The 26,526-nt window shown below is 36.9% G+C and carries 22 protein-coding genes; 4 read left to right on the forward strand and 18 right to left on the reverse strand.

What is annotated here, in order from left to right; translation table 11 throughout:
* Window position 1 precedes the first annotated feature (1 nt).
* Complete coding sequence (locus ACY2RT_RS07175; protein WP_490155218.1) at window positions 2-4,129, reverse strand: DUF6443 domain-containing protein; 4,128 nt, start codon at window positions 4,127-4,129, stop codon at window positions 2-4.
* A gap of 150 nt (window positions 4,130-4,279) precedes the next feature.
* Window positions 4,280-5,344: an endonuclease/exonuclease/phosphatase family protein gene (locus ACY2RT_RS07180; RefSeq protein ID WP_490155219.1), complete on the reverse strand. Its 1,065-nt coding sequence runs from the start codon at window positions 5,342-5,344 to the stop codon at window positions 4,280-4,282.
* 189 nt (window positions 5,345-5,533) lie between these two features.
* Here ACY2RT_RS07180 and ACY2RT_RS07185 point away from each other — a divergent pair, with 189 nt between their 5' ends.
* From ACY2RT_RS07185 to ACY2RT_RS07195, 3 genes are all read left to right on the forward strand, one after another.
* Window positions 5,534-8,425, forward strand: coding sequence for a carboxypeptidase-like regulatory domain-containing protein (locus ACY2RT_RS07185; protein WP_490155220.1), 2,892 nt, complete (start codon window positions 5,534-5,536; stop codon window positions 8,423-8,425).
* 23 nt (window positions 8,426-8,448) lie between these two features.
* Complete coding sequence (locus ACY2RT_RS07190) at window positions 8,449-9,867, forward strand: DUF5689 domain-containing protein (RefSeq protein ID WP_490155221.1); 1,419 nt, start codon at window positions 8,449-8,451, stop codon at window positions 9,865-9,867.
* A gap of 96 nt (window positions 9,868-9,963) precedes the next feature.
* Complete coding sequence (locus ACY2RT_RS07195; RefSeq protein ID WP_490155222.1) at window positions 9,964-10,872, forward strand: alpha/beta fold hydrolase; 909 nt, start codon at window positions 9,964-9,966, stop codon at window positions 10,870-10,872.
* 4 nt (window positions 10,873-10,876) lie between these two features.
* Here the strand turns inward: ACY2RT_RS07195 and ACY2RT_RS07200 are convergent, their stop codons facing one another.
* From ACY2RT_RS07200 to ACY2RT_RS07210, 3 genes are all read right to left on the reverse strand, one after another.
* On the reverse strand, window positions 10,877-12,769 hold the full coding sequence (locus tag ACY2RT_RS07200) for an OmpA family protein (protein ID WP_490155223.1): 1,893 nt from the start codon (window positions 12,767-12,769) through the stop codon (window positions 10,877-10,879).
* Between the two features lie 20 nt (window positions 12,770-12,789).
* Window positions 12,790-13,704: a PorP/SprF family type IX secretion system membrane protein gene (locus tag ACY2RT_RS07205; RefSeq protein ID WP_490155224.1), complete on the reverse strand. Its 915-nt coding sequence runs from the start codon at window positions 13,702-13,704 to the stop codon at window positions 12,790-12,792.
* A 64-nt stretch (window positions 13,705-13,768) separates the two neighbouring features.
* Complete coding sequence (locus tag ACY2RT_RS07210; RefSeq protein WP_490155225.1) at window positions 13,769-14,734, reverse strand: endonuclease/exonuclease/phosphatase family protein; 966 nt, start codon at window positions 14,732-14,734, stop codon at window positions 13,769-13,771.
* Window positions 14,735-14,809: 75 nt separating this feature from the next.
* On the opposite strand from ACY2RT_RS07210, the gene hflX reads away from it, so the two are divergent.
* On the forward strand, window positions 14,810-16,015 hold the full coding sequence (gene hflX / locus ACY2RT_RS07215) for a GTPase HflX (protein ID WP_490155226.1): 1,206 nt from the start codon (window positions 14,810-14,812) through the stop codon (window positions 16,013-16,015).
* A gap of 132 nt (window positions 16,016-16,147) precedes the next feature.
* Here the strand turns inward: hflX and ACY2RT_RS07220 are convergent, their stop codons facing one another.
* The 13 genes from ACY2RT_RS07220 to ACY2RT_RS07280 all read right to left on the reverse strand — a co-directional run bounded on the left by ACY2RT_RS07220 (window position 16,148) and on the right by ACY2RT_RS07280 (window position 26,508).
* Window positions 16,148-17,065, reverse strand: coding sequence for a DUF3078 domain-containing protein (locus ACY2RT_RS07220; RefSeq protein WP_490155227.1), 918 nt, complete (start codon window positions 17,063-17,065; stop codon window positions 16,148-16,150).
* A gap of 112 nt (window positions 17,066-17,177) precedes the next feature.
* On the reverse strand, window positions 17,178-17,684 hold the full coding sequence (locus ACY2RT_RS07225) for a DUF2480 family protein (protein WP_490155228.1): 507 nt from the start codon (window positions 17,682-17,684) through the stop codon (window positions 17,178-17,180).
* A complete protein-coding gene (locus ACY2RT_RS07230) occupies window positions 17,684-18,010 on the reverse strand; it encodes a DUF59 domain-containing protein (protein ID WP_490155229.1) in 327 nt (108 codons plus the stop codon). Before ACY2RT_RS07230 ends, ACY2RT_RS07225 begins: the two co-directional genes overlap by 1 nt.
* A gap of 4 nt (window positions 18,011-18,014) precedes the next feature.
* On the reverse strand, window positions 18,015-18,440 hold the full coding sequence (locus ACY2RT_RS07235; protein ID WP_490155230.1) for a SufE family protein: 426 nt from the start codon (window positions 18,438-18,440) through the stop codon (window positions 18,015-18,017).
* Between the two features lie 2 nt (window positions 18,441-18,442).
* Window positions 18,443-18,892: an META domain-containing protein gene (locus tag ACY2RT_RS07240; RefSeq protein WP_490155231.1), complete on the reverse strand. Its 450-nt coding sequence runs from the start codon at window positions 18,890-18,892 to the stop codon at window positions 18,443-18,445.
* 10 nt (window positions 18,893-18,902) lie between these two features.
* A complete protein-coding gene (locus ACY2RT_RS07245) occupies window positions 18,903-20,120 on the reverse strand; it encodes an aminotransferase class V-fold PLP-dependent enzyme (protein ID WP_490155232.1) in 1,218 nt (405 codons plus the stop codon).
* Window positions 20,121-20,146: 26 nt separating this feature from the next.
* A complete protein-coding gene (gene sufD, locus ACY2RT_RS07250; RefSeq protein WP_490155233.1) occupies window positions 20,147-21,463 on the reverse strand; it encodes a Fe-S cluster assembly protein SufD in 1,317 nt (438 codons plus the stop codon).
* 21 nt (window positions 21,464-21,484) lie between these two features.
* Complete coding sequence (gene sufC, locus ACY2RT_RS07255) at window positions 21,485-22,237, reverse strand: Fe-S cluster assembly ATPase SufC (RefSeq protein ID WP_490155234.1); 753 nt, start codon at window positions 22,235-22,237, stop codon at window positions 21,485-21,487.
* Window positions 22,238-22,240: 3 nt separating this feature from the next.
* Window positions 22,241-22,657 carry a hypothetical protein gene (locus tag ACY2RT_RS07260; RefSeq protein WP_490155235.1) on the reverse strand — a complete coding sequence of 139 codons (417 nt, stop codon included), beginning with the start codon at window positions 22,655-22,657 and terminating at the stop codon, window positions 22,241-22,243.
* Window positions 22,658-22,677: 20 nt separating this feature from the next.
* Window positions 22,678-24,126 (reverse strand): Fe-S cluster assembly protein SufB, encoded by a 1,449-nt coding sequence (gene sufB / locus ACY2RT_RS07265; RefSeq protein ID WP_490155236.1) that lies wholly within the window; start codon window positions 24,124-24,126, stop codon window positions 22,678-22,680.
* 18 nt (window positions 24,127-24,144) lie between these two features.
* Window positions 24,145-24,474, reverse strand: a complete 330-nt coding sequence (locus ACY2RT_RS07270) for a HesB/IscA family protein (protein WP_490155237.1) — start codon at window positions 24,472-24,474, stop codon at window positions 24,145-24,147.
* Between the two features lie 176 nt (window positions 24,475-24,650).
* On the reverse strand, window positions 24,651-25,724 hold the full coding sequence (locus ACY2RT_RS07275) for a cytochrome-c peroxidase (RefSeq protein ID WP_490155238.1): 1,074 nt from the start codon (window positions 25,722-25,724) through the stop codon (window positions 24,651-24,653).
* 10 nt (window positions 25,725-25,734) lie between these two features.
* On the reverse strand, window positions 25,735-26,508 hold the full coding sequence (locus tag ACY2RT_RS07280) for an MbnP family protein (protein ID WP_490155239.1): 774 nt from the start codon (window positions 26,506-26,508) through the stop codon (window positions 25,735-25,737).
* Window positions 26,509-26,526 lie beyond the last annotated feature (18 nt).

Consider the following 26,526-nt stretch of genomic DNA (forward strand, 5'->3'; position numbering starts at 1 on the left):
ATTAATTTTTTATTTCATAATCAATTGTTGTTGAATCAATCGATGTTCCTGATGAAGTTCTGTTACTTCCGTCACTATTCCATACCTTTATGTTGTTTGCTACTTTTGCAGAATCGGTCTTTGCTCCATTGACAGGACCAGTATATACAGTTGCTGAACTTACATTTCCATTTGAATCAGTTGTCCATCTAGTTGATGTTGCAATTGTATCTGTACTAGCTTGCTGGTCAGTAGAAACTTCCCCAGAAGTATTAGAAGTACTTATAGAGCCGTCACTGGAATCACTAGATGAAGAAGAGCTGTTGTTTGATTTATTATCAGCTAGTAAATCTGTTCCCTTATCAACTATTTCAGTAACTTTTTTAGTGTCCTTCAGACCTCCCTTAAAAGCTTCTGCAATACTATTTGCTTTTGCTCCTTTATACCCGCCTGGAGCAGTTGGAATATCATCAGTATCTAATGAACCTTTACTGTTTTCACTTGTGTCTTGTGTGGAACCTTCATTAGAATTATTATTTCCATATATGTTAATGCCTTCACCACTCATGTTAACTTTTCTATTACTTGAAGATGAACTTGAACCCCCTCCAAACCAACTGCTAAAAGTTTTAAGTCTGCTCATAATTGATTCACCTAGACCTGTTATTGCATTTTGAATTTTTTTCTTAGGGGGGTCTCCTGGCCCGGATGGCATCATTCCATCATAATCTATAAAATATATAGGATTATCAAAGGCATAATTATACGGACTATGTTTTCTCATCTTCTCAGCCAAAGGATCAATGTTCATCCATCGTCCACTAGCGGGATCGTAATTACGTGCAGATACATCATACCAATTGAGGTCCAGTTCCTGTTGGTATTCCTTTCCTCCAAACTTCCATTGTTGCGCCAGCGCATTTCCACTACCTGTAACATCTGTATTATATCCATTTTGTTTGAGCCCGAAAGGATAGTAATTGGATTCTTCAATAATTTCATCATTTGGGTCGATGGAGCCATTTAGGTCATCATCGCTATAGCTTAGTCGTACATTCCCTAAATGATCTTTGTACTGGAACACATATTTAAATGCACTGTAGGTGATCTCCTCGCTGCCTGCATCATAGCCTTTTACAGATTTTGTTGTATTGTTAATTACAGGTTCTACATACCCCTCCGGGTGGTTAAAGAATTGTAATTGTAGCGATCCTACCGTTTCCATATCTGAATATACATAATTTCCTGCATACTCTGTATGTACATCTGCATTGGTGCCGGACTGTAAAGTCTTTTTTAGTTTAATCCCCGTAGCATCATAGACATAGGTAATGGTTCCACTTTGGGTGCCATTGTTGATGGTGATCACCTCCGGCAGGTTTAAGTGGTTGTAGCTAATGTTAGTGATCCCTTTGTTTTTATCTATGGTCATATTCCCATTGGTGTCATAATCATAATCTTCGTCCAGATTGATTGCGTCTTTAAAGCCTTTATCTTTATATGCAGCAACAGTAGCATCATCATCCACTTGTTGTAACTGGTTGCCTATATAATGATAGGTAAGGTCGTCCCATACCCCATAGGCGGTTTCATCGTCATTGGAGCCATTCCGTATAAGAGAAAGAATGTTTCCGTTATAGTCATAGGTAATTCCTCCTACATTATGGTGATTGTAAGCCAGCATATTGCTTAATATACTTCCCTTGTATCCTTCTGCCTCCGTAATTCTGTTTAAATCATCATACTTATAGATATACCCTCGCAGGTTCTTGTCCGGACTGTTTGTTTTCCAAAGGGTTTGAGCAATATTCCCATTGTAGAGCGGGGTTCCGTTTAAGGTCCCTTCCACACGGTTGTAATTGATCCTGAAATTAAACAGGTCAGCTTGTTTTTGTTTGATAAGGCCTGTATTGTTAATACCGGTAAGCCAGCCCCTTATATTGTACGTATAATCCATCTTTTGTAAATAGGACTTGATCCCGGTGGCATAGAGTTCCAGGTCCTTTATCCCCGCATTGGGAGAATAAAAGGAAGTATCTCCTACAAAAGAAGGAAAGGATACCTGTAACTGATAACTTATAACAACTGTTCCATTGTGGATATAGTTTATTTGATCCCCTTCTCTTTCCACAGCAAAAGTATCTCCTGAAACATAGGAGGTATTGGGTAGTATCTCTACCACCTGTCCTGTACCATTACGTGCATAACAGCGAAAATAAGGCTGTCCGCTTGTTACCCGAAAACGAATGTAGTAATCCATTCCTCCTGTACCTGAATGTATATTTTCATCATTAAGGCCCGCCTGCATGATATAGCCTTGTTGTGGTACACTAAAAGAAACGCCTCCTTCATGCTCTAATACTCCTTTGGTGGCCAGTCCCGCATCCCAATTATTGGTTGAGGTGGTTTTGTAGATAAGGCCATCGGCACCAATAGCTACATCGTCAATGGCCGTATAACCGGTTTCAAATAATTCGCCTCCTACTTTTTTACTTATCAATTGTCCCAATTCATCGTATTGGTTGGTGGCAATAAGCTGCAGAGGTTCCTCATCTATCTGTTGCATATGGATGTGCAAGCGTCCCATATGGTCGTAAGTGAAATGATCTTTTGTAGTGATGGCATCATTACCTGTCTTCACATGAATGGTGTTAGCCTCAACAGGTTTTCCTGTAAAGTCCAGCTGGCTCATCACCACATTATTGGTGTCTAAATATTCATTGACAGAGCGAGTGTAAATAATACGTCCTTTTTTATCATAGCCTGTAAGGGAGATGATCCAGTCATTGGTGGTATCATCTAAAACACGTACCCTGCTAACAGTGGGTAGTCCTTTAGTAGCATTTGAAACAGGCTCTCCATAGACCGAAGGCGGAAGGTTCATAGGGCCCATATCAGTTACCGTGTCTACATAATCGTCATAATAGTTAACGGTAAGAACCTCTAAGGGAGAAAAAGGATAGGTCTGATTGGCGGTATAGTGCAAAGAAATATCTCCAACCGTAGTAGGTGTAGTGGTTCTTTGTTCATAAAAGACTGTAAGTCCATTGACTATATTTTGAAAACTTTCCCGGCTACCTACCCCTCCAAAGGTTCCGGTATAGATCACTCTTCCAAAAACATCATACTTAGTAAAGAGCCATTTGTTATCATCCTTCAGGTTTTGATCCCTGGTTAAGATCGGCCGGTCCAGTTTGTCATAGACAATTTCTTCCCATCCTTTTCCGGGAAGCTTCTTTTCTATAAGGCGATTTCTGTGGTCATACCGATACTGGTAGCATAGCTTTTTTAATTCATTAGGAGTAATAATCCCATTATTTGTTTGTACAAGGGGTGGGATGACATAGGTAAGATTACCAAAATCATCATAGACATAATAGGTGTCGTGGTAGTTAGGGTCCTGTGGCGCTTTGTTAGGGTCTTCCACAGAGGTTCTTTTTAAGATCACCTGTCCCAGCTTGTTGGTAAACTCATGAGTAATCCCATAGACACCATCGGCAGGCTGCCAGTTTTCATCTTTGGTAACATTTTTATATAATTCACCTCCGGCATAGTAACCTACATAAGCTAACGAAGGAGCCGTCGTGTTTCCATTGTCAAAATCCACTGAAAACCGTTTTACCTCGGTGCTATGATTGCTACTATATTCAAATTTTACAGTATGGTCTGTATTGGCAGTGGTATTTACTTTCCAGTCCACCCCCGGAGCTCCCTGTTCCAGTATTCTATTGAGAGGAGAGTTTTCGAATACTTTTTCGCTATACGGATTGATATAGCCATTACCGTCACTGTCATCGTCAAAATTATTTAAATAAAACTGTGTTAAATTTGCCATAGGATCCACCTGGTAGCCTCCATCATTAACTGCTTTAGGATAGGGTAGATAGTCTTTAGCCTGTCTTCCCAGAGCGTCATATTCCATAGGCGTAATAAGATCTTCAAGGTTTCCTCCTGCACGTTGTGCAATACTTTGTTTGGGCCTTCCCAGACCATCGTAATAGGTAATGGATTCTATTTTATCGTCCTCAGCGACATTTCCATCTGTGGTTGCTACCTGATAGGTGGTTGATTTTACATAATTCTCTGTATTTGTTTGTCCAATTACCAAAAAGGGGAACAAAACAAGTACATAGACACATAGGTTTTTCATAAAAAGCTCAAAATTTATTTGGGGAGAAACCAAATCTATTTGCCTTTTTTGATTTAGAATGTATTAGGGTATCATATCATACTATGTGTTTTCGATGAAAAGAACTATACTTTGGCTGATTTGCAATACTGGAAGAAAAAAATCGGGTTATTATTTAGGCATATCATTAACCTCTTTAATTAAATAGATATATACAGGAAAATGATCGCTATAGCCACCGGTAAAGCTACCATTCGCATAGCTGCGATATGGGTAGCCTTTATAGCGCCCATGCAAGTTAGAAAGATAGGCCTTGTTGTAGATTCCGGCTTTATAGAAACGATAACTGGAAAATTCGTTTTTGAGTAATTCGGCCGAAATGATTATTTGATCAAATAAATTCCAACTATCACGCCATGCCAGTGTTCCCAAACCTTTTTTGTACATATCTTCCATGGGATTAAACAGTTCTTTTAATTTTACTTTTTCACGATCCTTTTTGGCTCCTAGAATTTCTTTTACACTTGGGCTTGTAGGGTCATCATTAAGGTCGCCCATGGTAATGATCTTTGCGTAAGGATTTTCGCTATGTAAAGAGTCTATAATCCGTTTGGTTAATTTTGCTGCTTTGATACGTTTAGGACGGCTGTATGCTTCTCCTCCTCTTCGGGATGGCCAGTGATTTACAATCACATGAACTTTTTCACCATCCAGCATTCCGCTCACTATTAATTGATCTCTGGTGAATACCCGTTTGGCTTTATCATTATCATTGTAAATGTATAATGGTACTGCTTTGTAATTAGTAGGAATAAATAGTTTTTTTTGATATAATAAAGCAACATCGATCCCGCGCCTGTCCGGGGAGTCAAATTGTACAATTCCGTAATTCTTATGTAGGAGAGGTTCCTGATTTACAAGATCATCCAAAACTTTTCTATTCTCGATTTCACAAACGCCTATTAATGAAGGAGTTGTTCCTGTAACATCATGACCTATTTCAGAAATGACCTTTGCCATGTTTTTTAGTTTGGCATTATAGGTTTCTTCAGTCCAGTGATCTTTTCCGGTTGGGGTTCGATCATCGTCAAAGGTTAGAGGATCATCTTCAAAATCAAATAAATTTTCAAGATTGTAGAAAGCAATAGTAGCAACTTTATACGCTTTTTTGTCCTGTGCGATAGCTGTACTGAAAAAAAGAATGAAAAATACTGCGAAATAATAGGATAGCTTCATTGTATATATGAAAAGTGTTTTAATGATTCTCTAAAGAGGTTTTATATTTTGAAATATATCAACAAACTTAAGGGAGTTTCATACAGAAAAAAGAGGGTTGTACACATGATTCAAGAATGGTGTGTGCCTCTTTTTAATTTTTTAAATCAAAAAATATAATTTGCAGCGCTCCCCATTAATTTCTTATCTGTGTACAAAAAAATAAAGGGGAATCGATTCATTTTTTCTTTCTGTGTAGTATTCTTTTTTCTTCCTGTGGGAATAGCACAAGAAACTATTGTGAAGGGAAGGGTTGTAGATATCAATTCAAGCGAAGCACTTCCGGATGTTGAGATTCAAATTAAGGGAACTGTATTTAGTGCTGTTACAAATGCACAAGGGATGTTTTTCATTGAAAACACTCATACTTCACCGGGAGAACAAATAGTTGTAGTAGAAAAGACCGGATATTACACTCAAAGGATTCCTGTCACTATTCAGAAAGGAAAATTAATCAACCTCGACCCTATCTTACTGGAAGTAGATCTAACCCAATTAGAATCCCAAATAGGAATAATACACCTAAGCGATGATGAACTAGGCCGGGATGAAGTGACTTCTTTTAATATATCCGGATTATTACAAGCCTCCGGAGATGTTTTTTTAAAAGCAGCAGCTTTTGATTTTAGCGCAACCTTTTTTCGCCCAAGAGGATTGGACGGTGCAAACGGTAAGGTATTGATCAACGGGATTGAAATGAATAAACAATATACTGGCCGCCCTCAATGGGGAAACTGGGGAGGTTTAAATGATGTGCAGCGCAACCGTGAATTTTCCATGGGTCTAAAAGCAAACGATTATACTTTTGGAGACATTGCAGGGACTACCAATATCATTATGAGGGCCTCACAATATCGCAAAGGAGGGCGTATATCTTTTGCTGCGGCAAATAGAAGTTATGAAGGGAGAGTAATGGGGTCGTACCATAGTGGAATATCTGTAAGCGGTTGGGCTTACTCGGTATTGCTTTCGAGACGTTTTGGAAATGAAGGATTCCAGAATGGTACTTTGTACGATGCTAATTCATTCTTTGCTTCCGTAGAGAAAAAACTAAACGATGAACACAGTTTAAATTTAACAACTTTCTACACCCCTAACCGAAGAGGCAGTTCAACAGCGATCACTCAGGAAGCTAAAACTCTTAAAGGAGTTCGCTACAATCCTAATTGGGGATATCAAGACGGACAGATTCGTAACAGTAGAATTCGTAAGATCGAAGAACCGGTATTACTTATTAATCATTATTGGAAAATAGGAGATAAGGCCACATTGAATACCAACTTAGGGTATCAGTTTGGTAAAAAAGGCAACACACGTATTGATAATGGCGGTACACGGTTAGTTACTTTTAACGGCCAGAACTCTTACTTAGGTGGTGCCCGTAATCCTTTTGGAAATTACTATCAAAGGATGCCAAGCTATTTTCTTCGTTTTGAGGATCCATCACCATACCAGTATCAATTAGCATATCAAGCTGAGCAGGAATTTATTCATGACGGGCAGTTAGACTGGGAAGCTCTATATCTTGCAAATACGAATCCCATAAATGTTGCTAACGGTGGAAATTCTATTTATGCTATTCAGAATGACCGAACAGATGACACACAGTTTACAATAAATCCCATTTTTAATACACCTATTTCTGAAAAAAGCACCATTAGCGGAAACATTAATTACAGAAGCTTGAAAAGTGAGAATTTTGCCGAATTAAGTGACTTGCTGGGAGGAACCGGATATTTGGATATAGATTATTTTGCTGAAGGAGATAATAACCAGGCCATTGTAGATGTAGCTCAAAATGACCTTCGTAATCCAGATCGTATAGTTACGGAAGGAGATCGCTATAAGTACAATTATAAGTTAAAAGCATCAGTGTTTTCAGGCTTTGTGCAAGCTCAGTTTAAATACAATACAGTAGACTTTTATCTGGGAGCAGTGGTTTCCCAAACAAACTATCAGCGTATAGGGTTGTTTGAAAATGGAAACTTTCCAGGAGCAGCTTCTTTCGGTCCAAGTGAGAAATTGAGCTTTACCAATTTTGGAGTAAAAGGGGGATTTACTTATAAAATAACAGGAAGACATTTAGTTGATATGAATGCCGGACTTATTACCAAAGCACCAAGTTTGCGAAATTCTTTTAGTAATTCACGTCAAAATAATGATGCGGTAATTGGCTTGGAAAATGAAGCTATTCAGAATGCAGATGTAAGCTATATTTTTCGTTCTCCAATTGTAAAAGCGAGGCTAACTACATACTACAATACCATTGCAGGTCAAACGGATATCAATTTTTATTTTACCGAATCGGTGCGAGGAAAAGAAAATGGAAATGCTTTTTTGCAGGAAATATTGACAGGAATTGAAAGCCGTCGAATGGGAACGGAACTAGGAGTAGAAGCACAGCTAACGCCAACAGTTAAGTTAAAAACAGCAGCTTCAGTGGGCCAGAACACATATACTAACAATCCGAACCAATATTTTACATCCGAAGATTTCTTAGGTATAACAGATGTTTTAGGAATTGAAAATGGTGTCTTGATCCTTGATGATGGAACAACTAAACTGGAAAACTATCATGTTGCCAGTGGACCGGAACATGCATACCAATTAGGTTTTGAATACAGTGCTCCTGATTTCTGGTGGATAGGTGTTACTTCCAACTACTTTTCAAATGCATATATAGATGTAAGTACCATAAGAAGGTCTGATGCATTTGTGACAGATTTTTCAGGGCAGCCTTTTAACGATTATCATCCGGAAATTGCGAGAACACTATTACAACAAGAAAAGTTTGATGATTATATGCTTTTTAATGTGGTGGGTGGAAAATCGTGGAAAATAAAACGGTACTACATAGGATTCTTTGCATCCATCAACAATGTATTAGGGGAAGAATATATAACGGGAGGCTTCGAAAATTCCCGCTATGCAGATTATCGTAAAGTACTGGAAGAAAGTAAAAGAGAAACTCCTGTATTTGGATCCCGTTATTTCTTCGGAAGAGGAACTACATATTATGCAAACCTTTATGTTAGATTTTAATAGAAAACAACAACTCATATACTATGAAGACCATTAACTTTTATAAAATATTTATACTGTTCTTAGCTTTGATAATTGTGATATCCTGTGTCCAAGACGGAGAGTTTGATATCCCTACGCAGCCAATAGAAGCTGTAAATATAGAACCTGCCAATGTAATTACCATTGGTGCCTTACGCAACCTATTAATTCAGGAAATAAATAATAATGAAAACCAGGTGCTTACATTTAATGATGAGGACCCCGATAATGAGATGTATATTTCAGGATATGTTATTTCCAGTGATGAGGGAGGCAACTACTTTGAAGAGTTAATTCTTCAGAACGCAGCATCAAATCCTTCAGCAGGAGTAAAAGTACTGGCAGACATGAACCCATTATTTACTACTTATGAATTTGGCAGAAAAGTATATGTGAAATTAGATGGATTGACAGTTGGTTTCGATAGCGGTGTTTTAGCTCTTGGTGTACGTGATGGAAATAGTCTGGGAAAAATTGCAGAGTCACAATTATTCAATTTTGTAACAAGAGATTCGGAAGTAGCAGAAATCACCCCCTTGGATTTAAATATCAGTGATTTCAAAGACGAGTTGACCAATTTATATATTCGTTTGAATGATGTACAGTTTGATCGTACCGAAGTATTAGGTGATAGTCCCGTAACCTTTGCGGCAGAACCTACTGATGAGTTTGATGGAGAACGTCTTCTGGAAAGCTGTACCAATGGGGCAAGAGTTATCTTTAGCACATCTGCCTTTGCCGATTTTAAAGCGTTATTACTGCCTATAGGCAGGGGTAGCATAGAGGGAATTCTAACCTATAATTTTTTTGGAGACACACTAAATATCGTGGTAAATGACCCTACTGCTATTAATTTTGATAGTGAGGAACGTTGTGATCCGGATATTTTTGTATGCACAACTCCCAGTGGTGGTGGAACCGGATTGTATGGAGAAAATTTTGAAGACTTTAATACCATTGAAGATTATGAAGTTGCAGGGTGGACAAATGTGAATGTTAGTAATGGAACTACGAAATGGGGCTTAGGAAGTTTTAGTGCAAATAACTACGTACAGATTTCAGGATTTAATTCAGGAGAAGCCACTATAGAAGTATGGTTGGTAAGCCCGGAAATCAATATGGATGCAACTACCGGAGAAGAATTACTGTTTGATATTGAAGCAGCTTATGACAACCGAACTATTTTGACAGTATGGGCCTCCACCAATTTTACGGGAGATGTTACCACAACAGATTGGTTATTATTGGATGCTACTATTCCTATTGGGCCACAGGATGCATTTGGTGGGTTTAAAAATATAGGGCCCATCAATATTTCATGTTTAGACGGGACTGTTCACATTGCTTTCTTTTATAAAGGGTCAGACCCTAGTGCCACTACACGTTACCATATAGACAACATTAAAATAAGTGGGAATTAAGTGCTGTTTTAGTATTTAAAATTTTGGCTACATTTAAGCAAATTAATTACTAAAGATGATATTCAAAATTGCTGAGCTCATTTTATTAACTATACTATGGACATAAAAACTATAAGAATCTTTCTGACCGTATTTTTTATCCCCATTACACTATTTTCTCAGACCGAGTTAAGTATTGTTAATGACGATAATACCATTTGTTTGACTACCTATGGGGAAGGAGATCCTATGTTAATTATTAACGGAGGTCCGGGGATGTCCAGTGAAGGATTCAGACCTTTAGCTAAAATTATGGGCCAATCTCATAAAGCTATTATATATGATCAAAGGGGTACGGGAAAATCTAAAATACCGTATGTTGATACCAAGACTATTACAATGGATGCCATGATCCGGGATATTGAGGCGATTAGAAAACATTTAGAGATTGAGGAATGGATCGTGTTTGGACATTCATTTGGCGGAATGCTGGCATCTTACTACGCATCCAAATTTCCGGAAAAAGTAAAAGGTCTTATTTTATCTTCTTCGGGAGGTGTTAATATGGATCTATTTTCAATAATCAACATCACAGAAGGATTGACCCAATCACAAAGAGATTCTTTGAATTATTGGAACACTAAAATTGCAAATGGAGATACTACCTATTTTGCGAGACTGCAGCGGGGAAGGTTCCTTGCTCCGGCATATTTATATGACAAATCGAATGTTCCTGTAGTTGCCAAAAGGCTAACACAAGGAAATGTTACGATCAATCGACTTGTGTTTCAGAACATGAGAAAGATAGATTTTGATTGTTCGGAAGAACTAAAAGATTTCAAAGCACCGGTTTTAATTGTTCAGGGACAGGAAGATATCATTGATAAGAGTATTGCAGAAACAGCACATAGTGTTTTCAGAAATTCAACAGTAACAATTCTTGAAAAATGTGGGCATTATGGCTGGCTGGACCAACCGGAGCTATACTTTAAGACGATCGAAGATTTTTTGCAGGAGGTAGAATAAAAAATTAACGCTCAACAATAATAAACTCTGAACGTCTGTTCTTTTGGTGCTGTTCTTCGGTGCAATTTTTACCACAATCAATTTTAGGCTGGCCCTCACCATATCCTTTGCCGTTAATACGACTAGCATCAATCCCTTTAGAGATCACATATTGTACCGTAGCTTGTGCACGCCTTTCCGATAAGTCCAGATTATACTCGTCACTGGAACGAGTATCTGTATGACTTTCCACACTGATCTTCATCTTAGGGTATTTCTGCATAATAGCAACAAGTTTATCCAATTCGAAAGCGGCCTGCGGTTTAATGTTATGCTTGTCCAGATCAAATAATATTGGATTTAGAACTACTTTATCATCTTCAATAATAGCTTCAATAGGACGTAGCTCTAACAAGCTGTTAACTTCAGGAATATTTGTTGGGGCAATAGTTACCACATTACTTTCATAGCCTTTGGACAACCCTTGTAGTACATATTCTTTATCACATTCCGCAAGAAAAGTTACGGTACCCTCCGGGCCGGTTGTCATGCTACTTAGCGTATTCTCAAGAGTATCATTTAAATTCACACGGGCTCCATCAATAGGCATATCTGTATACTCGTCCACGACCTTTACATGTATAACCACTTGACAAGGAATTTCCAATTCTTTTACAATATAAATATCATCACTTCCTTTTCCTCCTTTTCGGTTGGAAGAAACATAGCCTGCCATGGTAGCGGAATTGAATTTGAAAGCAAAATCGTCCCCGGGACTGTTTATGTCTTTACCCATATTTTTTACTTCTTCAAATCCGTTTCCGGTAGCTTCAGCAGAAAACACATCTAATCCTCCAATACCCTGATGTCCATCACTGGAAAAATACAAAGTACCATTGCTGTCTACATACGGGAACACTTCTTTTCCTTCAGTATTAATAGTATTTCCTAATCGTTGAGGAGTTCCTAAACTCCCATCCTTGTTAACGGATACTTTGTATATATCACTCATCCCTTTTCCTCCGGGCATATCACTTACAAAATACAGCGTATTGCCATTCGGGCTTAAAGCAGGGTGGCCTGTAGAATATTCATCATTATTAAATGATACAGGCTGAATATCTTTCCAGATACCGTCTACATTTTCGGCATAATACAGGTTGATTTGGTTTATACCTTCGCTATTCTTATCATAATCACCTTTATAATAATCGTTACGATCAAAATACATGCGTTTTCCATCTGCAGTAATAGCTACATTTCCTTCGTGGAACTTCGTATTAATCTCCCCATCGATTAGTTCGGCATTTTTAATAGTTCCGCCTACTTCACTTGCTTTATAAATATCCAGATAGGGTTCTTCGTTCCAGCCGTACTCTTTGCGAGTTGTATTTCTGGTCGAAGAAAAATAGAAGTCCATCCCCATAGTAAAACCACCAAATTCTGAATACTCTGTATTTACCTCTTCCATATTTGTAACCGAATACCTTGGTGCCTCTTCCATAATCTTAGATACATAATTGGGGTTCTTTATAAATGCTATTGCTCTGGAATCGTTGGGTTTCATCTCGGCAAATTTTCTCATATAGATACCATAGTCACTAATTTTCCCATTTGCTTTTAATGATTGTGCATAATTGTAAACAGTTTTTGCTTTTACCTTTCGTCCTTTAACAACACGTCTATAATAGGTTTCTGCTTTTTTGGTATTGTTAATATAATAGTAGCTATTTGCTAATCGCTCAAAGACATAGCGACTGCCTTTTCCTTTTTTCAGCAGTTTTTGATAAGCTTCGGCAGCATCTGTATAGAATAATCTGTCATACAATTGATCTGCCTTTTTGGTATCTTCATTTTGTGCAGTAACAACAGTTATGCTAACTATTAAGAGGAACAAGATTGTATATATATTTTTCATTTTTGAATGAAATTAGATAATTAAAAATATCTGGGGGAACGTTGAGCACGTTTACTAAAGATCAAATTAAAGGTCAGTATGATCTCATGTGAAGAATCACTAACCGCATCAATATCCGAAACGACCCTGTCATAGGCATAGCCTATACGAATCGCAGGTGTAGCCTGAAACCCCACCAAACCACTAAAGGAATCATCCAAACGATATGAAGCTCCAATTTCAAATTTTTCATAAAAGAGTGCATTTACATTTCCATCTATAGATAAAGGCGCATCAAAAGCTGATTTTGCAAGTACAGAAGGCTTCAGTTTAACATTTTCCGAAACCTGAAAGACATATCCTGCCGTTGCAAAATAATGATTGGTTTCGCTACCATATTTAATTCCGTTTTCATCGAGATGAACTGAATTTAAAAGATTGGGTACGGACAGCGCTACATAAAAATTATCTGCATATAGAAAAGCTCCGGCTCCTATATTGGGGTAGGTGTTGTTGATATCCTGTGAGAAAAATGGATCGTTGGGATCTTGTAGTTCCAAATCGATAAGGCCCACATCATGAAAAGTGGCACCTGCTTTTAAACCTAAAGCCAATTCTAAGCTTTCACTTAGCTGTAATGTATAGGAGAAGTCCGCATATACATTTGTTTCACTAATGGGCCCCAACTCGTCTTTGATGACCGAAAGACCTAAACCTACCTTATCGGTTATGGGAGAATGTGCAGAAAAGGTGATAGTCTCAGGGGCTCCTTCAAAACCGGACCACTGCTTACGGTATAAAGCGGTAATGGAAATCGATTCTCTGGAACCGGCATAGGCAGGATTTACCACATTCATATTGTACATATATTGTGTATACTGAGGATCTTGTTGCGCCAAAGCAAGGTCGATGCAAAGCATACTCATTACGAGTACTAATAGCAATAATTTTTTCATTATAAGCGGTTATTTATATTATTCATCGGCGCATTGATTGATAACCGAAGTATTAGAATAGATTCTATTTTTTGTGTACTGAAAATGTACCATACACAGGAAAATGATCACTAATACCACCAATATATTTTCGTCCCACAAATGTTCTGAACGGATTTCCCTTGTTTCTCCCTTTATATTCGACCAGCTCTCTTGGGTTAAAAATTTTAGCCTTCTCAAATCGAAATGAATTACCGTGTTGTTGCATAAAATTGTGAGAAAGCAAAATTTGATCGAACAGATTCCAGTTTCCTCTATGGTTTGTACTGCCCGAATATTTGGTCAGTAAAACTTCCATAGGATTATATAAGTCCTGTGTTGTTAATCCTTTTATGCTCTCACTGTGAGGATCATCATTGAAATCACCCATCACTATGATCTTAGCTGAAGGGTTTTCAGAAATAATCCCGGAAATAATTTCTTTGTTTTTTGCGGCGGCAGCAATTCGTTTATAGGCTGTTTCTTCGGTACCTGCTCTACGTGAAGGCCAGTGGTTCACTAAAATATGCACAGGTTCTTTTTCCAACAACCCCTTTACATGTAAAATATCGCGGGTAAAATCGCGAACACCAAATTCATTATCTAAAAACAGGGTGAAAACTTCTTTGTGCTCCACAGTAAAATATTCAGACCTGTAAAGCAATGCTGTATCGATACCACGTTCGTCCGGAGAATCAAAATGAACAATATCGTATCCTTTATTTTTCAAAAACTTTGAAATCACCAAAGCTTCAAGTACCGCTTGGTTTTCAACTTCTGCTACACCAACCATTACCGGAGGATGATAAATATCACTATAGCCAATACTGGAAATAACACGGCCTAATTTCTTTATTTTTTTCTGAAAACGCTTATCATTCCATTTCTTTTTAGAATCTTCCGTAAAGTCATCATCTAATGTTTTTGGGTCATTTTTTGTGTCGAACAAATTTTCGAGGTTATAAAAAGCAATGTTGTAAAGACTTTTATTTTTTGAAGAATCCTGCATCATGTATTCGTTAATTGACTGTAAAATACAAAAAACCCTTACAAAGTGTTTTGTACCTTTGTAAAAGATATTAAATCTATGCTTGAGAAAACAAATTTAGAATACGAAAAAACGATACTTGTGGGTTTAATTACTCAGCAACAGGATCAGGATAAATCTAAGGAGTATTTAGATGAACTTGAGTTTTTAGCGTATACTGCCGGAGGTGAAGTATTAAAGCGATTTGTTCAGAAAATGGAAATGCCTAACCCTAAAACATTTATTGGGACGGGTAAAATGGAAGAGGTACGTGAATTTGTGGAAGAAAATGATATAGGGATTGCCATTTTTGATGATGAACTATCGCCTGCACAACAAAAGAATATTGAAAAGATATTACAGTGTAAAATTATAGATCGCACCAATTTAATTCTTGATATTTTTGCGCAACGCGCCCAAACAAGTTATGCCCGTACTCAGGTAGAGCTAGCTCAGTACGAATATTTGCTACCCCGTTTGGCAGGAATGTGGACTCACTTAGAAAGACAACGAGGAGGTATTGGTATGAGGGGCCCCGGTGAAACAGAAATTGAAACTGACCGCCGTATTGTTAGGGATCGTATTGCATTACTGAAAAAGAAGATCAAGACTATTGATAAACAAATGTCGGTACAAAGAGGTAATCGCGGAGCATTGGTTCGTGTTGCCTTAGTAGGCTATACCAATGTTGGGAAATCTACTTTAATGAATGTAATAAGTAAAAGTAAAGTGTTTGCAGAAAACAAACTCTTTGCTACCCTTGATACTACTGTGCGTAAAGTAGTGATTGGGAACCTTCCTTTTTTGTTAAGTGACACGGTTGGTTTTATTCGTAAACTTCCCACGCAATTGGTAGAGTCTTTTAAAAGCACACTCGATGAGGTACGTGAAGCAGACCTATTGTTACATGTGGTGGACATCTCACATCCTTCTTTTGAGGATCATATAGCTTCGGTGAATAAAATTCTCGATGAAATAGACAGTGCTGATAAACCCACCATAATGGTATTTAACAAAATTGATGCTTATGAAGCTGAAATTATAGATGAAGACGATTTGGTGACTAAAAAAACAAAAGCACATTATAGTTTGGAAGACTGGAAGCGTACTTGGATGAGTTCGACAGAGAATGACACTATTTTTGTTTCGGCTCTTAAAAAGGAGAATTTTGAAGAGTTTAGAAAACTGGTCTATGAGAAAGTAAAGAAGATCCATGTAAGCAGATTCCCTTACAATCATTTTTTATATGATGAATATACCGAATAAAAAAAGCCGTCGTAAAGACGGCTTTTCCCTGTAGCTTGAACATTTCAACGACTAACTAACCAAAGATATAAAACACATCGAGTTGTTCAATTTATCGCTACAGTTTTAATCAATCAATCTTTCAGGGAATTATTAAAAACCATATGTTACACCAATGCCTAAGGCTTCTCTAATTTGAAAGCCTTGCACGGCATTATCATCATAAATTGCTTGTAAAGTAGCATTTGCAGTAATGTATTTATTAACTGCCATAATTAAATTAAGTGTATAATCAATATCAATATTTTGGGGGTCCTCCAGGTAATTGGAATACAAGTTTAAAACGTTCTCTACCGTTACGTTTTTCATTATATCAAGTTTTGCATAACCTGAAAGAGATACACCTAACTCAAAACGACTGCTTTCATTAGCCTCTACACCAAAATAACCTCCGGCATCATTAAAGGCATCGATCACAGCCTGGTCACTGCCAACATTCGTAAAATCACTATCCACAATAATAAGCTTTGCAGTCGCAGGCGAGATATTTACTTTTAGATTATCACTTTTTTTCCAGAACAATCCTGGCCCTGTTTGTATGTAACCGGGGGATAATAATTTAGTTACCTCTGTACGAATTTCATTTCCATCGATATCTTCTCCATATTCATATCCTGAGGTCATTTGTGTTTTGAAATTTAGAAAGTAAGAATAAAACCAATTGCTTTCTCTAATTTGTTTCCCAATAATAGAATTTAATTCCAAGCGGTCATTTGTTTTACGCGTAAACTCCTGATCCTTTACTTTGGTGATACCATAGTCTGCCACTATGCGATTATCCCAAACTAGTTTTTCCTGACGGTAGTTAAAATCATAAATTAATCCAAGGTTTGCTGCATAGTTGGAAGTTCCACCTCCTGTCCATTCTTCATTAAAAGCGGCCTGACTAAACAACAAAGAGATATTTCCGGCTTTTGTCCAACCATCCTTAGGAGCTTCCTTCTCTTCGGCATCTTGTGCAGAGATGATAAAGGGACAAATTAGTAATAAGAAAAATACCAGGTTTTTCATTAGTTGTGTTTTTATGTGAGACAAATTTATATGTTCTTTTTGCGTTTTGGAAAAATTTATATTCAAAAAAAATGAGCTTTCGACAAGCAACGTTAATCTTTCGATTAAAGACTTATTTTTTTTTATATAATGGAACCGAAGAACAAGCTTCTCCATACATAATGCTCTTTGCTAAAGGCTGAAGTTTTTGAGATAATAAAACAAATGCAGTTGAGGGGATGACTTTATTTGAACAGCCTTTTATGATAACCGATTTGTCTTTAAAATGATCAAGCTGAAGCATATTAACGATTTCAGAGAATAAAAGAATTTCTAATTCATCTAAGGAACCAACAATTGTTTTTTTGGCAAAAGGAGCCAATTTTAAAGACAATAGCATATATGCCCAACTTGGAATAATAGCTTCCGTACTACAGACAAGAGCAACGTAACAATCTGTATATTGCTCCCAATCATGATTATTTGCATATGCTCTATATTCTTTTTCACGAAGGACAATGCCTTCATGTAGCCATTTTGAAATATCAAGAACAATACGCTTTCCTTCAGGATAGAAGTCTTCTAAATCGAAAGTAATTAACTTGCTGTTAGCAACTCTATTTATAATTTCCTTTTCCATTATAACATTCCCAATTCCAATTTAGCCTCCTCACTCATCAGGTCCTGACTCCAGGGCGGATCGAAAGTGATTTCCACTTCGGCATCTTTCACGAGTTTGATGGATTTAACCTTATCTTCTACTTCAACGGGTAATGTTTCGGCAACCGGGCAATTTGGTGTTGTAAGTGTCATAAGAATTTTCACCTCAAAATCTTCATTTACAAATACATCGTAGATTAATCCTAATTCATAAATATCTACAGGAATTTCGGGATCGTAAATAGTTTTAAGCACTTTTACTATTTTTTCGCCTAATTCGGTTGTATCAATATTTGTTGTTGACATATTCTTAGTTTTTAAGTTGTGCCTGATACGCAATAGCGTACAACTTCATTTGTTTGATCATTGAAACCAGGCCGTTGGCACGTGTGGGAGATAAATGCTCCTTTAAACCTATTTCATCAATGAAATTAGTATTAGCGGCAACAATATCTTCTGGTTTTTGATTGGAGAATACTCTAATTAGAATCGCAACAATACCTTTGGTAATAATTGCATCACTATCTGCTGTAAAAACAACTTTGCCATTCTCCAAATCAGAATGTAACCAAACTTTGGATTGGCATCCTTTAATTAATTTGTCGTCTGTTTTAAAAGAAGGATCAATTAGTGGTAATGACTTTCCCAAGTCTATCATATATTCGTATTTCTGCATCCAGTCATTGAATAATGAAAACTCGTCAATTAATTCTTCTTGTATGGCTTCAATTGTCATTATTAGTTTGCTTCTTTAGTATCCTTTTTGGCAGTTAGTAAAACGCTTCTGTCTACCTTAGAATACAGTGTAAGTATGTTTTCTTGTAATGAATAAGACCCCGTATTTCTAAGTGCTTGCATAAAAGCATTTTCTGTAGTCATAATTGGTTCATCACACGCCATTTCTGTCTGGCCAATATCACTAAAACTCAATGCATATAAATCTAAAATATAGCTCCCAAAGAAAGAATTGCATCCGGTATTTCCACGGATGGTCTTATCTAGGGCAGCAAAAGACATATGCACTTTCTTGTCACCTGAAGTGTTTACAGCATTGCCGTTAATATTGGTAACTGTATACATTCCGGATAGTTGTACATTTCCTGCCACATCAATTACTTTTTTAGTTTCATCGCAACTACTGGTTACAATGGTAAAGATAAATACGGTCAGTAAGGTTAGTATTCTCATGATTTAATATTTAAGTTAGCATTAATTTTGCTTTTGTTACTGCTGCCACCAAACTATCTACTTCTTCTTTTGTATTATAAAAAGCAAAAGAAGCACGAACAGTCCCTGGAATCTTATAAAAATCCATTATGGGCTGGGCACAATGATGTCCGGTACGCACTGCTATTCCCAATTTGTCAACAATAGTACCAATATCGTAAGGATGGATACCTTCAATATTAAACGAAATTACAGAAGTCTTCTCTACTCCTGTACCGTAAATTTTTAAGCCTTCAATTTTTAATAATTGTTGAGTTGCGTAATCCAGCAGCTCTTTTTCATAAGCTCCAATGGCTTCAAAGCCAATACTGTTAAGATAATCAATTGCAGCACCAAAAGCAATACCTCCTGCAATGTTGGGAGTTCCTGCTTCAAATTTATGAGGTAATGCTGCATACGTAGTTTTTTCGAAGGTAACTTCCTTGATCATTTCACCACCGCCCTGATAAGGGGGTAATTTGGTAAGCCATTTTTCTTTTCCGTAAAGAATTCCAACCCCTGTTGGGCCACACATTTTATGAGCTGAGGTCACATAAAAATCTGCATTGAGTTGTTGCAGGTCGGGTTTTATATGTGAACATGATTGAGCCCCGTCAATCAACACTGCTGCACCAATGGCATGAGCCTTTTTAATAATAGTTTCAATGGGATTGATAGTTCCCAAAGCATTTGAAATATGGTTAACAAAGACCAACTTTGTTTTTTTTGAAAGCATTGCTTCATATTCTGAAAGGAGTAACACTCCTTCTTCGCTCATTGGAATCACTTTTAAAGTGGCTCCTGTACGTTCGCATAACATTTGCCAGGGGACAATATTGGAATGATGTTCTAAAGCCGAAACAAGAACTTCGTCACCTTGTTTAAGAATTGAAGAAAAGCCATTAGCAACCAGATTGATACTGTGGGTCGCCCCCGAAGTAAAAATTACTTCGTGTAAATGCCTTATATTAAAATGCGTTTGAATTTTTTTTCGAGCTGCTTCATAAGCATCGGTTGCTTCCTGAGAAAGCGAATGCACACCTCGATGTATATTTGCATTGTACTTGCTATAATAATCTACAATACAATCTATTACAACTTGAGGTTTTTGGGAAGTTGCGGCATTATCCAAATATACTAACGGATATCCGTTTACTGTACGGTGAAGGATAGGGAAATCAGTTCGTATTTTTTGAACATCGAATGCCATAAGTGAGATTAAAAGGATTATAAAAATTAAATTTCGAAGCCTAAGTTAACACCAATCTTATTGGCAATTAACTTATTGATTCGTCTTTTTAATTCAGGAATTTTCACACTTTCCAACACTGTATTGGCAAAGGCATACATTAATAAAGCCCGAGCCTCTTTTTTTGCAATTCCGCGAGAACGCATATAAAATAGTGCTTCATCGTCTAATTGGCCAATAGTACAACCGTGAGAACATTTTACATCATCTGCAAAGATTTCCAGCTGTGGTTTTGCATTAATAGTTGCTTTATCGTTGATTAGAATATTGTTGTTTTGTTGAAATGCATCTGTCTTTTGTGCCTCTTTCTCAACGACAACTTTTCCATTAAAAACACCTATTGAAGCATCGCCAAAAATACTTTTGTAATCTTGATGGCTTTCACAGTTCGGAGCAATATGATGTACTAATGTATTATGGTCAACATGTTGTTTATTTTTCAAAATGGTAATCCCTTTTAAGGTTGAATTACAGTATTCTCCATTTTGATAGAAGTTAAGATTGTTTCGGGTTAATTTTCCGCCAAAAGAAAATGTATGAACATTACAATTACTTTCCCGTTCCTGAGCTAAATAGGTATTATCTATTAGTGAAGCTGAAATTAGATTATTTTGAATTTTGTAATAATCAATATAAGCTCTTTTTTCAGCAAAAATTTCCGTTACACTATTAGTAAGTACTTCATTTTCAGAAAGACTTTGATGACGTTCAATAATCTGTACATGAGCATTTTCTCCTACTACAATTAAATTTCGGGGTTGTAAGAATATTGCAGTTTCATTACCGGTTGAGAAGTTAATAATCTCAATGGGTTTTTCTACCTCTTTGTGTTTAGGGATGTGTATATATGCTCCTTCTTTTGCAAAAGCTGTATTAAGGGACGTTAGACTTTCGTCTTTTGCAACCTTATTGAAATAAGCTTCAATTACCGGTTTGTATTTAGGCTTGCTTAATGCTGCCGACAACAAACATACATCTAATTTATCATGTGTTGTTTCTGAAAGGAACGAGCTGTAAACACCGTCTACAAAAACTACTTTATACGTATCAATATCATGAAGAAAATACTTTTTGACATCTTTGAGTTCAATAATATTATCTAATTGCTTTGGAAAAACACTATAATCATTTTTCAGCAAAGAATTTAAGGACGTATATTTCCACGCTTCGTCTTTTTTAGTTGGAAATCCATCGTTTTCAAATTTTTTAATGGACTTATTGCGAATCTCATGTATAGGAGAATCGACTTCTAAATCATCTTCAAAAGCTATATAAGAGGAAAGTAATTTATCTTTTAAACTCATGTTTCAATATTCAAATTGCTGTTAGGCATTTACTTCTTCTTTGATCCAATCGTATCCCTTTTCTTCAAGTTCAAAGGCTAACTCTTTGCCTCCAGACTTAACAATTTTACCATCCATTAACACGTGTACAAAGTCCGGAACAATATAATCCAATAAACGCTGGTAATGTGTAATAACCACTACCGCATTATCTTTGTTTCTTAATTTATTAACTCCGTTAGCAACAATTTTAAGGGCGTCAATATCCAATCCCGAATCGGTTTCATCTAAAATGGCAAGCTTAGGTTCCATCACTGCTAATTGAAATATCTCATTTCTTTTTTTCTCTCCTCCGGAAAACCCTTCATTTAAAGAACGGGATAAAAATTTACGATCGATTTCAAGCATATCTGCTTTTTCTTTGATAAGCTTGAGCATCTCGCTTGCAGGCATGTCTTCTAACCCTTTAGCTTTACGGGTTTCATTGATAGCTGTTTTTATAAAGTTGGTAACTGTTACTCCGGGAATCTCTACCGGATATTGAAAAGATAAAAACACACCCTTGTGCGCTCTTTCTTCGGGATCAAGCTCAGCAATATCTTCCCCATTTAATGTAAGGTCGCCTTTATGAACTTCAAATTCTTCTTTTCCTGCAATTACAGAAGCCAGAGTACTTTTTCCGGAACCGTTAGGTCCCATAATAGCATGTACTTCTCCCGCTTTTACGTTCAGGTTGACACCTTTTAAGATATCTTTTTCCTCTACACCAGCGTGTAAATCTTTAATGTGTAACATTCCTTAACTTTTCTTTTCTTCAAATTTAATATCTGCCTTTGCAGGTTCATCACCTACCTCAAGGATAGCTGTTAAAGTGATAATTTCTTCCCATCCTTCCTGATCTTCAGGTTTAGGAGAGACGATTCCTCTTACAATTACGGGAACCATATCAAACTCATCTTTTTTTACAGTTTTAACTTGCTCGGCAAGTTTGGTAGAGACTTCATTCATAGCAACTCCATAGATAAAAACATCTCCTTTAAACACTGCTATATCATCCATATAAATAAACTCTCCCTGATAGATTCTACCTCCTTTTTCACTTTGTGAGCTTACCTCTGTAACTTCTGAAGTAGTTTCTTCAACTTTTTTTTCTTCTGAATTTTTACAAGAAAATGCGATTAGCATTAGAACGAATAATGAAAGGATCTTTTTCATAATGATAATTGTTTTTTTAATTAACCGACTGAGCCCTCAAGGCTTATTTCTAATAGTTTTTGTGCTTCTACGGCAAATTCCATAGGCAGCTTGTTCAATACTTCTTTACTAAAACCATTCACAATTAAAGCAATGGCTTTCTCTGTGTCAATACCGCGCTGATTACAATAAAATATCTGATCTTCCCCAATCTTACTGGTCGTTGCTTCATGTTCAATTTGAGCTGTCTTATTTTTTACTTCAATATAAGGGAAGGTATGTGCTCCGCAATTGTTTCCCATCAATAACGAATCACATTGTGAAAAATTACGGGCATTGTCTGCATTTGGATTAATTTTAACTAAACCTCGATAACTATTTTGAGATTTTCCAGCCGAAATCCCTTTGGATATAATAGTACTTCTTGTGTTCTTCCCTAAATGGATCATTTTGGTTCCAGTATCTGCTTGCTGATAATTGTTGGTTACGGCTATAGAATAGAACTCTCCAATAGAATTATCTCCTTTCAGGATACAACTGGGATATTTCCAGGTGATAGCACTTCCCGTTTCTACTTGTGTCCAGGATATTTTTGCATTAGATTCACAAAGACCTCTTTTGGTTACGAAATTAAACACGCCACCTTTTCCATCTTTTCCACCCGGATACCAATTTTGTACTGTTGAATATTTAATTTCGGCATTGTCCATTGCGATCAATTCTACAACAGCTGCATGTAATTGGTTCTCATCACGACTGGGAGCCGTACAACCTTCCAAATAACTTACATAACTTCCTTCATCTGCTATTACCAAAGTGCGTTCAAACTGACCCGTTCCTGCTTGATTAATCCTAAAGTAAGTTGATAGTTCCATAGGGCAGCGTACTCCTTTAGGAATATAACAGAAAGAACCATCACTAAATACAGCACTGTTTAACGCTGCATAAAAGTTGTCCTTTTGAGGGACAACGCTACCTATGTATTTCTTAACAAGCTCAGGGTGTTCTTTAATGGCTTCAGAAATAGAACAAAAGATAATTCCTTTTTCTGCAAGGGTATCTTTAAAAGTTGTTGCAACAGAGATAGAATCTATTACAATATCTACTGCGACACCAGCTAATTTTTTTTGCTCTTCTAACGAAATTCCCAGTTTATTGAAGGTTTCTAATAATTCCGGGTCGACTTCATCTATGCTGTCATATTTTGCTTTTTTAGAAGGAGCAGAGTAGTAGGATATATTTTGAAAATCGGGTTTTTCGTACTGAACGTTTGCCCATTCCGGTTCTATCATTTCTTTCCAATGGCGAAATGACTCTAAGCGCCACGCCGTCATCCATTCCGGCTCTTCTTTCTTTTTTGAAATAGCGCGAACAATGTCTTCGTCTAAACCAACAGGGAAGGTTTCAGACTCTATATCTGTATAAAACCCATACTCATACTCTTTGGTTTCGAGCTCTTTTTTTAAATCGTCTTCAGTAAACTTACCCATTTTCTTTTTCAGCTATCATTAAAGAGAGAAACTTTCTCCACATCCACATGTCCTGTTCGCATTAGGATTGTTAAAAACAAACCCTTTTCCGTTAAGGCCACCGCTATACTCTAATGTTGTTCCTACTAAGTATAAAAAACTTTTTTTATCTATTACAATCTTTACCGGGGCGTCTTCAAAGAGTTTATCATTGTCACCCTGATCCTTATCAAAAGTAAGTTCGTAGGACAAACCGGAGCAACCTCCGCTTTTTACTCCAACACGAACAAAATCACTTACAACATCATAACCTTCATCGGTCATGAGCTGTGTAATTTTTGATTTTGCATAGTCACTTACTTTGATCATTTTATATAGATTTGTTCTAAATTAGAGTGCAAATATAAGTTAAAAACGTCTTTTAACCATGCAAGCAAAAGAATTTAAACTTATAGTATTATAGTTTTAGGTAATAATTAACATATTGCTTTTCCAGTAAGTAAAAGCAATTAGGCAGTGGTTAGAAATCCAGGATATTTCCTAAATTAGTTTGGATCCTGAAAGTCAGGATTCGAGATGAATGAGGGGTCTGATAATGTTAGCAAAAAAGCTTTTAGATCGGCTTTGTCTTCTTCGCTCAATTGAACACCTCCCTCAGATACTTTTTTCATTAAGGGGTCTATTGTTTCAGAATATACCAGTCCTTCACTATAATGATTAATAACTTCTTCTAATGTAGCAAATCTACCATCATGCATATATGGAGCGGTGTATGCCAGGTTGCGTAAAGAAGGAGATTTAAATTGACCAAATTCTCTGGGATCACCGGTTATTAGGCCACGTCCACGGTCTGTAAAAGTTTCGTCTAACCCGTTATTATGAAATATATTGTCTGCCCATAAAGGGCTATTGGGGTTTCCGTGGCAATGAAAACAATCACCTCTGTTTTCGTCCATAAAAACATTAAGGCCGTTCAATTCGGAGGGAGTCAACTCTGCTTCCCCTCTGGAATAACGGTCAAATTTTGAATTCGCTGAGATCAATGTTCTTTCAAATTGAGCAATGGCTTTTACAACCAGAGTAGAATCTATAGTAGATGTTCCAAATGCTTTCAGAAATAAGTCGGGATACTCACTACTGGCCTGTAAACTTGACACTGCATTAGGCCAGGTATTTTTCATTTCTATTGGGTTGGTTACAGGGGCAAAAGCCTGATTTTCAACACCAATAGCTCTTCCGTCCCAAAAGAAATTTTCATTAAAATTCCAGGCTACATTAAAGATAGGCATAGAATTTCTGGTTCCTACACTTCCATCAATTCCCACACTAAATTGTTTTGAATCTGTAAATGCATTCTGAGGGTCATGACAACTGGAACAGGATTGTGTGCCGTCTGCTGAAAGAATTGGATCAAAAAAGAGCTTTCTCCCAAGGGCGATCCCTTCAACAGTTTGTGGGTTATCCGCAGGGATTATCGGGTCTAATAGTTTATCCTTAAATAACTGTGGGACAACCAATGGACTTGGCGTAGCTTCATAAGCATCACTGTCATTATCATCTCCCGTATTACAGGAGATGATAAGAAGTGATAATAATAATATTAATAAAGGGCAACGCATTTTTTCTATTTTAATTCTGAGTAACAGCACCTAAACTAAAGGCAGAGGGGCCATTTTCAGACATCATGATCTGTGCATTAAAATTAGGCATTAATACGGTATGTAAAGCATTTAGATCCCAAAGATTAGGGTTTTTATACCATTCTGCCAGATCCATTTTTACTTCAACCTGAGTATCATTGGAAACAGTAACGGTTCCAAGGGTCACAACAAAAGAAGTGTCTTGATTTGTTACAGGTGTTGTACTTATATCTGCTGCTCTAATAGTATGATAGGCATATCCGGTTTCGGTAGAAGTGTTGTCAATAAATTTACCTTCCATTCTCATATAGTGGTATCCGCCACCAAGCATTGCAGGAACATTCCAGCCACCGTCTGCAGAGTTTAGATCGGCATATGCACCATCTATATTGTCTTCATCATCAAACCCAAATGTAAATGAAACAGTATAGTTCCCGGGAGGAATTTGGATATTTGGTGTAAAGGTTAAATTGGTTCCTTCTCTAACGTTAATAAGATTGTAGTCGCCTGCATCAAATGAATCTCCGGATGAATTTGTAAATGTAATATCTGAGATTAGATATACTAGTTTTGATACGCTTAGTTGTTCTCCGTTCTCATTTGTGTATTGAATTTGGTCAAAATCTGAATTTTCAATAGAGCTGCCATCAAAGTTATGAGTAAATAAAAAGTCAACATTTACGGGAGTTGTACTATTGTCGTCATCATTATTACAACTAAATGTAACCAATGCAATTAGGGCTAATAGGGCAATTTTTTTCATTTTTTTTAAAATTTACTA

It is taken from the genome of Ulvibacter sp. 2210JD10-4 (assembly GCF_058148525.1).